This is a genomic window from Dyadobacter sp., from assembly GCF_051859145.1.
Lineage (GTDB): Bacteria > Bacteroidota > Bacteroidia > Cytophagales > Spirosomataceae > Dyadobacter.
Map to the genome: position 1 here is coordinate 1 of NZ_JBHYGF010000214.1, position 7,381 is coordinate 7,381.

Annotated in this window: 7 protein-coding genes and 1 pseudogene; 3 read left to right on the forward strand and 5 right to left on the reverse strand. The window is 46.1% G+C overall.

Features of this window, described 5'->3' with window-relative positions:
* Nucleotides 1-99: 99 nt before the first annotated feature.
* Entirely contained in the window at nt 100-786 is a 687-nt protein-coding gene (locus tag ACTIE6_RS13445; protein ID WP_439557128.1) for a response regulator transcription factor, read from the reverse strand.
* 61 nt (nt 787-847) lie between these two features.
* On the opposite strand from ACTIE6_RS13445, the gene ACTIE6_RS13450 reads away from it, so the two are divergent.
* From ACTIE6_RS13450 to ACTIE6_RS13460, 3 genes are all read left to right on the forward strand, one after another.
* A complete protein-coding gene (locus ACTIE6_RS13450) occupies nt 848-1,867 on the forward strand; it encodes an alpha/beta hydrolase (RefSeq protein ID WP_439557129.1) in 1,020 nt (339 codons plus the stop codon).
* Between the two features lie 114 nt (nt 1,868-1,981).
* Nucleotides 1,982-2,803, forward strand: coding sequence for an enoyl-ACP reductase FabI (locus ACTIE6_RS13455; RefSeq protein WP_439557130.1), 822 nt, complete (start codon nt 1,982-1,984; stop codon nt 2,801-2,803).
* Between the two features lie 154 nt (nt 2,804-2,957).
* On the forward strand, nt 2,958-3,785 hold the full coding sequence (locus tag ACTIE6_RS13460) for a hypothetical protein (RefSeq protein ID WP_439557131.1): 828 nt from the start codon (nt 2,958-2,960) through the stop codon (nt 3,783-3,785).
* A 6-nt stretch (nt 3,786-3,791) separates the two neighbouring features.
* Here ACTIE6_RS13460 and ACTIE6_RS13465 read toward each other — a convergent pair whose 3' ends face one another.
* The 4 genes and pseudogenes from ACTIE6_RS13465 to ACTIE6_RS13480 all read right to left on the reverse strand — a co-directional run.
* A complete protein-coding gene (locus tag ACTIE6_RS13465; protein WP_439557132.1) occupies nt 3,792-4,481 on the reverse strand; it encodes a Uma2 family endonuclease in 690 nt (229 codons plus the stop codon).
* Nucleotides 4,482-4,523: 42 nt separating this feature from the next.
* Complete coding sequence (locus tag ACTIE6_RS13470; RefSeq protein WP_439557133.1) at nt 4,524-6,065, reverse strand: YifB family Mg chelatase-like AAA ATPase; 1,542 nt, start codon at nt 6,063-6,065, stop codon at nt 4,524-4,526.
* Between the two features lie 90 nt (nt 6,066-6,155).
* On the reverse strand, nt 6,156-7,004 hold the full coding sequence (locus ACTIE6_RS13475) for a TIGR01459 family HAD-type hydrolase (protein ID WP_439557134.1): 849 nt from the start codon (nt 7,002-7,004) through the stop codon (nt 6,156-6,158).
* Between the two features lie 33 nt (nt 7,005-7,037).
* Nucleotides 7,038-7,381 (reverse strand): annotated as a pseudogene (locus tag ACTIE6_RS13480) (hypothetical protein); the annotation flags it as partial.

The following is a 7,381-nucleotide window of genomic DNA, read 5'->3' on the forward strand; positions in this document are numbered from 1 at the left end:
CAAAATTGTCCACATCATCTTTGCCCTAATAAAAAACCAAGCAACCTATCAAGATCACTTGGTTTTATCATAGAAATTAGGGTGACAAAGGGCCCTTATTTACCCCACCATCAACTTAAAACCCTCCCCGTGCAAATTCATGATCTGAATGGAAGGATCCTCGCGGAGGTACTTGCGGAGCTTGGTAATGTAAACGTCCATACTGCGCGCATTGAAGTAGGAATCGTCGCCCCAGATGGTTTTCAATGCATAGCTGCGACTAATCGGTTGATTAAGGTTTTGGCAAAAAAGGCGGAGCAGCTCGGATTCTTTGCTCGTCAGCCTGGCAGATTTGTCGTTTGCAGAAAGTTGCTGGTGGCTGTAATCGAATTGATACTTACCGATTTGATAAATTTTCAGCTCTTCTTTGGTATCAGGCTGTTTCTTGTACCGGCGCAAAATCGCTTCTATCCGGAGCAGTAATTCTTCCCGGTCGAAAGGCTTGGTTACATAATCATCCGCGCCTACCCGGAAACCCTGCATGGTATCTTCTTTCATCGATTTGGCAGTCAGGAAAATGATAGGTACGTCGCGCCCGCTCATTCTTACCTCCTTTGCCAGAGAAAATCCATCCTTTTTAGGCATCATCACGTCGAAAATGCATAAATCGTACTCTTTATCGACAAAAGACTGCCATCCTTTCTGTCCGTCAGTAGCAAGGTCGGTGGGATAGCCTTTATCGATCAGATATTCCTGAAGCAGCGATCCCAGGTTTGCATCGTCCTCAACTAGTAGCAGATTGGGCATAGAAAAGATATTAAATTATGTTTGCAAGATAGTATTGATAAACCTTCTTAAATCATAAAAGATGTTAAAATTTCTGGTTTGGCTGGTCGCCATTTTTCTGTTGCTCGGCATTGTTTACTACCTGGGCCCGAAGGTTCCCGAAGCGCGTCTCACGCCGGTTTTGCCGACTGTTACTACTGATCTTCAAAAGCTGGAACAGGAAATTAACCATTCGGAAAAAGCAGTTCCGCACATTAAAACCGACAATGAAGCCCGCATTATCTGGGCCGACAGCGGCAAGAAGGAAAAAACTCCTTACAGTATTGTGTATATCCACGGCTTCGGCGCAAGCTGGGCGGAAGGTGATCCTGTTCACAAGGATCTGGCAAAAAAGTATGGAGCAAATCTGTACCTGGCGCGCATGCACGACGCCGGTATTGCCGATACCAGTGCATTTGACGATTTAACCCCCAACAACTTCCTGGCCGGCGCCAAACGTGCATTGGCATTCGGGAAAGCGTTGGGTGATCGTGTGATTGTAATAGGTACTTCCGCGGGTGGTTTGCTGTCGGTTTACCTCGCCTCGACGCATCCGGAAATCAAGGGACTTGTACTTTATTCGCCCTGCATGGAAGTGGCCAACCCTACATTAAAGCTGATCACAGGTCCGTGGGGCAAGCAAATTTTGCACCAGGTAATTGGCGAGCACAGCAAAGGCAGGGATTCCATTCCCGAACGTGCGCAGTTCTGGTTGCAGGGTTACCACACCAACGGACTGGTTACCTTGCAGCAGATGATGGACGTGATTTCGCGGCGGGAAGTTTACGAGCGGATCAAAATGCCTGTTTTTGTAGGTTATTATTATAAAAATGAAAAAGAGCAGGATCCTGTGGTTTCTGTAAAAGCGATTCAGGATATGGTACCGCTGCTGGGTACATCCGATGCATTCAAAGTTGAAAAGGCATTTCCCGAAAGCGGCGACCATGTAATTGCTTCCCGGCTCCGCTCCAAAGATGTAAAAGGGGTGTACGATGCTACCGACCTGTTTTTTCAGCAAAAGCTGCATATGAAACCAGTAGAAAGAGCTGTTTTACAACCTTGAACAGATAGCTGGCGGCGCTGGGACGTGGGTAAATTTTTGGCATAACCAACCAAAAATGCTTTACTTTGCCGCCTTGAAACGGACTTATCCTAATTAATCAATAGAGAGGAAAATATGGCTTACGGTTTATTAAAAGGTAAAAGAGGGATCATTTCAGGTGCGCTGGACGAAAATTCCATCGCCTGGAAAGTTGCATTGAAAGCGAAAGAAGAAGGTGCCACATTCACATTGACCAATGCGCCGATTGCGATGCGTATGGGCGCGATCAATGATCTGGCGAAACAATGCGAAGCCGAAATCATTCCTGCCGACGCTACTTCTATTGAGGATATCGAAAACCTTTTTAGCAAATCAACCGAAGTACTGGGCGGCAAAATTGACTTTGTACTGCATTCAATCGGAATGTCGCTGAATGTAAGAAAAGGCAAAGAGTACGGCGACCTGAACTATGAATGGTTTCAAAAAGGACTAGATATCTCGGCACTTTCACTGCATAAGTTTTTGCAAGTGGCTGAAAAGCAGGATGCATTGAGCGAATGGGGTTCTGTTGTGGCATTATCCTACATTGCGGCCCAAAGAACCTACTCTTTCTACAATGATATGGCCGAAGCAAAAGCATTGCTGGAAAGCATTGCCCGCAGCTACGGTTACCGCTACGGAAAAGCCAAGAATGTGCGGATCAATACCATTTCACAATCTCCTACCAAGACAAAAGCAGGGTCGGGAATCGCGGGATTTGATGCATTCTACGATTTTGCTGATAAAATGAGCCCGCTGGGTAATGCTTCTGCCGACGATTGCGCCAATTATGCAATCACTTTGTTCTCCGATCTGACCCGTTTTGTTACCATGCAAAACCTGTATCACGACGGTGGCTACTCTTCAACCGGTATTTCAGAAGAGCTCGTTGAGCTTATCCAGGACCAGCACAAATAGGCCGCTGATCACATAGATCTTTATACAAAAAACCCTTCAAGGCACACGTTTTGAAGGGTTTTCTGTTTTTATCTAAAATATTTCCACCACTCACCCGTTTGGCGTTGTGTGCTATCTATGAACAGATTAGTTTTAGCCAAATAAAAATGACCCTATGAAACCTCGGACAAATCAGCTTTTTACAAACAACTTCTCAAACAAAAAACAGGCGCGGCTATTTGCTGCTCTTTTGCTTTTCAGCGTTTCGGTTTCGCTTTTTTCGTGCGGCGGAGAAAAAGAAGAAGCGAAAGAGATTCCTGATGCGCCTGTTTACACACTGGTTTTTTTGGATAAAACGCAAAGCGTGCATGTAGATAAAAACTACGTGAATGACAAATACCGCCAGGCACTGACGGACATTGTGGAAACCAATATGCGGAACAAAGGCGATAGGCTGGAAGTCTACTTTATTCACGAAAACACCTCAAAAGCGCGCGCATTGTCGCTGACGGTAAGAAGTGAAAAGGACAATATGGAAAGTGCGAATGCAACAGACCGGGAAGGAATTGAAACTGCATTTCAGCTTTCGTTACAAAAAGAAAAAGGCATTTACCTGCGTCAGCTGCTGGCTAAACTAAACCAGCAGAATACAGGAGCTTCCAACCTGCAAACCGACATTTGGGCGAGCTTGCCTGTTATCGCAAAAGCCGGTGAAAGCGGCTCTGATGTGAAAGTGTATTATTTCAGTGATATGGTAGAAAGTGTGAAAGGTGCGGACAGAAGGGATTTTCACATCAAGCCGCCGAAAGATGACGCAGAAGCCGAGGCAGATGCAAAAGCGGATACCAAAAAGCTGGATCAATACACAATTGGCTCACCGCAGGTCACCATCGTTTCACCATTTGAACCAACCGCCTCCACCAAAGAAAACAACCCGCATATCACGCATTACTGGCAAACGCTTTTCCAGGAGCTGGGTGGAGTGAGTGTAGAGGAACTTTGAGTTTTTTCAGAAGTTTTGAAGGACTTTCAGATTCTCGGCTTCATTGAAGATAGCTTGAATCGGGATTTGAAAGCCTTTCACAGCGAAGCTCGTAACAGTTCCATTGCCGGACTTCAATATGAGCTTGTACTCATCTCCTTCTAAATGGTATTGTTCCAAAGTTTGATTTTCGGGATCAACAATCCAGTATTCCTCAATAGAATGAGCTTGGTAGTCTTTGAATTTGATGCCTCTGTCACGGACTTCAGTTGAAATTGAGAGAATTTCTATAACAAGGTCCGGCGCTGGAAAAAGTGTTAAGTCTTCCGAAAAGAAAATTGATTTGTCCTTTTTAAAAAAGCAGATATCCGGCTCGTAATCATTGCGCGTCAGCTTGATCATTACTTTCTCAATACCCACGAAACCCAACTCGTTCTTGACAATATAGATATTCAACAGTTGAGCAAGCAGAAGCGTTGCCCGATTATGGCTCATTTTCACCGGAGAATGCACAATGATTTCTCCATTAACAAATTCGACCTTCTCCTCTTCGGTTATGTCATTGTAAAATTTGACTCGCCGCTCTCGCTCTTTATTTAGAACGTCGGTTACCGCCTGGACTACGAAATACGCATCCGGTTCATTGAGAATGTCCGATACCATTTGCTTGCCCATCTCTGTTTTTAAAAGTTGCCGCTCTAAAAGTTGTGTTTCCAAATTTAATAAAGTTTAAGGTTAAAAGACAGACAATCGGCAATGTCACCCAGCCCAGTTCTCCCGGTCCAAACTCCGGTATTGTATCGCCTCCGCAAGGTGCTCCACTTTGATATCCTCACTTCCGGAGAGGTCTGCGATGGTGCGGGAGACTTTAAGGATGCGGTCGTAGGCGCGGGCGGAAAATCCCAGCCTTTCCATTGCTTTGCGCAGCAGCATTTTTCCGGCTTCCTCAATCACGCAGATTTCCTTCACCATTTCCGGCGTCATCATCGCATTGGAATAGATCTCTTTTTTATCCTTAAACCGCTCCGTCTGCATAAGCCGCGCACGGATTACCCGCTCACGAATCTCGGCGCTGCTTTCTGACTTTCGGGTCGATGAAATCTGGTCGAAAGAAACGGGAGTAACTTCTACGTGCAGGTCAATGCGGTCGAGCAGCGGGCCGCTGATTTTGTTGAGGTACTTCTGAACAACACCCGGCCCGCACACACATTCGCGATCGGGATGATTATAGTACCCGCAGGGACAAGGGTTCATACTCGCGATAAGCATAAAGTTGGCCGGGTACTCCACCGCCATTTTAGCCCGTGAAATACATACTTTCCGTTCTTCCAGCGGCTGCCGCATTACTTCGAGTACCGTCCGCTTAAACTCGGGAAGTTCATCAAGGAACAAAACACCATTATGCGCCAGCGATATTTCACCTGGCTGCGGGTAACTGCCTCCTCCTACCAGTGCCACGTCACTAATAGAATGGTGCGGGGCTCTGAATGGCCGGCGCGACACCAGCGTGGCCCGCTGCCCCAGCTTGCCTGCTACTGAATGGATCTTGGTTGTTTCCAGTGCCTCCGGCAGACTGAGCGGCGGCAAAATACTAGGTATCCGCTTCGCCAGCATGGTTTTACCGGCTCCCGGCGGACCAATCATAATTGCATTGTGCCCGCCCGCAGCGGTGATCTCCAATGCACGTTTGATATTTTCCTGACCCTGCACATGCTCAAAATCCGCATCATATTCATTCTGGCTGGCAAAGAACAAATCCCGGGTATCTACCTTCACCGGCGGGATGTCCAGCTTTCCTTCGAAAAAGGCAATCGCGTCAGGAAGGGTTTCAACTGGTATTACATCGATATTATTGACGATCGCGGCTTCATGTGCATTTTCTGCTGGCAGGATCAAACCTTTGAATCCCTGCTTTCTGGCTTCGATGGCAATTGGCAACACACCTTTAATGGGCCGCAAAATGCCGTCTAGCGACAGCTCACCCAGGATAATGTAATCTTCCAGGCTGCGTTCGCAGGTTAATTGTTCCGAAGTAACGAGCGTGCAGAGTGCAATGGGGAGGTCGTAGGCGGAGCCTTCTTTGCGGATATCGGCCGGAGCCAGGTTCACCACAAGCTTCTGCCGCGGCATTTTGTAGCCAAAGTATTTGAGAGAAGCTTCTACCCGCTGCTGGCTTTCTTTCACCGCGCTATCAGCCAGACCGACCATAAAAAAGCCAAGTCCCTGACCTACATTCACTTCAATTGTAATAATCGTGGCATCTACGCCAAACACGGCGCTACCATAAGTTTTCGCTAACATGTGTGTGTATTTAGGTAAAAAAATAAATTCCGGTAAAAATAGTTTTACCGGAATCAAATGCACAAAGCTTTTATCAAGAGGAAAGAAAATCTATTCCACGACTGCCGAAACAGAGATATAAGTAGGAATTATACCGGTAGCCCTGATACGCACTTCGGCATCTTCGGCCTGCGTATTTCCAGTTAACACCAGCGCAGTCTCGAGCCCGAATTTGTTACCTCCGAGAATGTCCGTATGCAAAGTATCCCCCACCATCAGGATATCTCGCTTACTTACATTTGGATAGTTTTTAATGTGTTGATAAGCGAAAATAAACATCTGCGGATCAGGTTTTCCGAAACGGATAAACTGCCTGCCGATTGTATCTTCAATCATTTTTGCCAATGCGCCTACTGCAATGGAAAGGCGGTTTTTTGAGGCAGGGTAAGTTTTGTCCGTATTGGCAACGATCACTGGAATGTTGCGTTTGCGTAGCAGATTCAGGGTTTTAGTCAAATCGGTATTCCAATCGAAGCCTTCATCGTCCAGGAACACGAGCGCATTGATACTCGCCGCATCGTCCAGGTTTACCTGGCGGATTGAAATTGTTTTCAAGCCCAGCGTTTCAATGTAATGTGCTGAATTGTCGGTACCTACGTAGGCTACCAGTCCGTCGCGGAATTTGTAATCCAGATACTCCCGCGCGAGCATTCCCGAGGAAATGATCCGGTCGGCAGTTACATCGGTAATTCCCATTTTCAAGTACGAATCAGCGAGCTGCTCCGGGCTGCGGGATGCATCATTGGTCACAACATAAAAATCCTTTCCGGTATCGTTCAGATATTGGAAGGTTTTTTCAATGCCGGGGATCAATCCGTTGTAAGTTTTCAAAACACCGAATGCGTCAAAGAATATGACTTCGTACTTGGAAATTACTGATCTGAAATTGTCAAGAACCATAGTAAAGGAAGTGAAAGAGTGGGCCTTAAAAGCCTATATATTTAATCTTTTGAGAATCTTGTCGGCATCAAAACCTTCAATGGAAGGAAAATACAGCTCGTAAGCTTCCTTCTGAAGTTTGGCGCAGTAAGCCCGGTGGAAAAAGTATTTTCCGTATTTGATCACATAATTCAGGATAAAAAACCGGTAAGCTTCCTTCATAAACCGCACTTCACGCTCAGTCAAAGGGTAAATTTTATGGTATTCTTCAAGAAAAATCATAAAACGTTCTTCCATCAGCGGACCGATCAGATAGCTGAAAACCGTTTTATCACCCACATTGGAACAAACCCGTGCGAAAAAGTAAAAATCCATCACCCGGGACGAAACGCGGAACC

Bases quoted from the DNA above. Each gene is read 5' to 3' on its own strand.
- ACTIE6_RS13445 (WP_439557128.1), bottom strand. From the start codon at position 786: ATGCCCAATCTGCTACTAGTTGAGGACGATGCAAACCTGGGATCGCTG.
- ACTIE6_RS13450 (WP_439557129.1), top strand. From the start codon at position 848: ATGTTAAAATTTCTGGTTTGGCTGGTCGCCATTTTTCTGTTGCTCGGC.
- ACTIE6_RS13455 (WP_439557130.1), top strand. From the start codon at position 1,982: ATGGCTTACGGTTTATTAAAAGGTAAAAGAGGGATCATTTCAGGTGCG.
- ACTIE6_RS13460 (WP_439557131.1), top strand. From the start codon at position 2,958: ATGAAACCTCGGACAAATCAGCTTTTTACAAACAACTTCTCAAACAAA.
- ACTIE6_RS13470 (WP_439557133.1), bottom strand. From the start codon at position 6,065: ATGTTAGCGAAAACTTATGGTAGCGCCGTGTTTGGCGTAGATGCCACG.
- ACTIE6_RS13475 (WP_439557134.1), bottom strand. From the start codon at position 7,004: ATGGTTCTTGACAATTTCAGATCAGTAATTTCCAAGTACGAAGTCATA.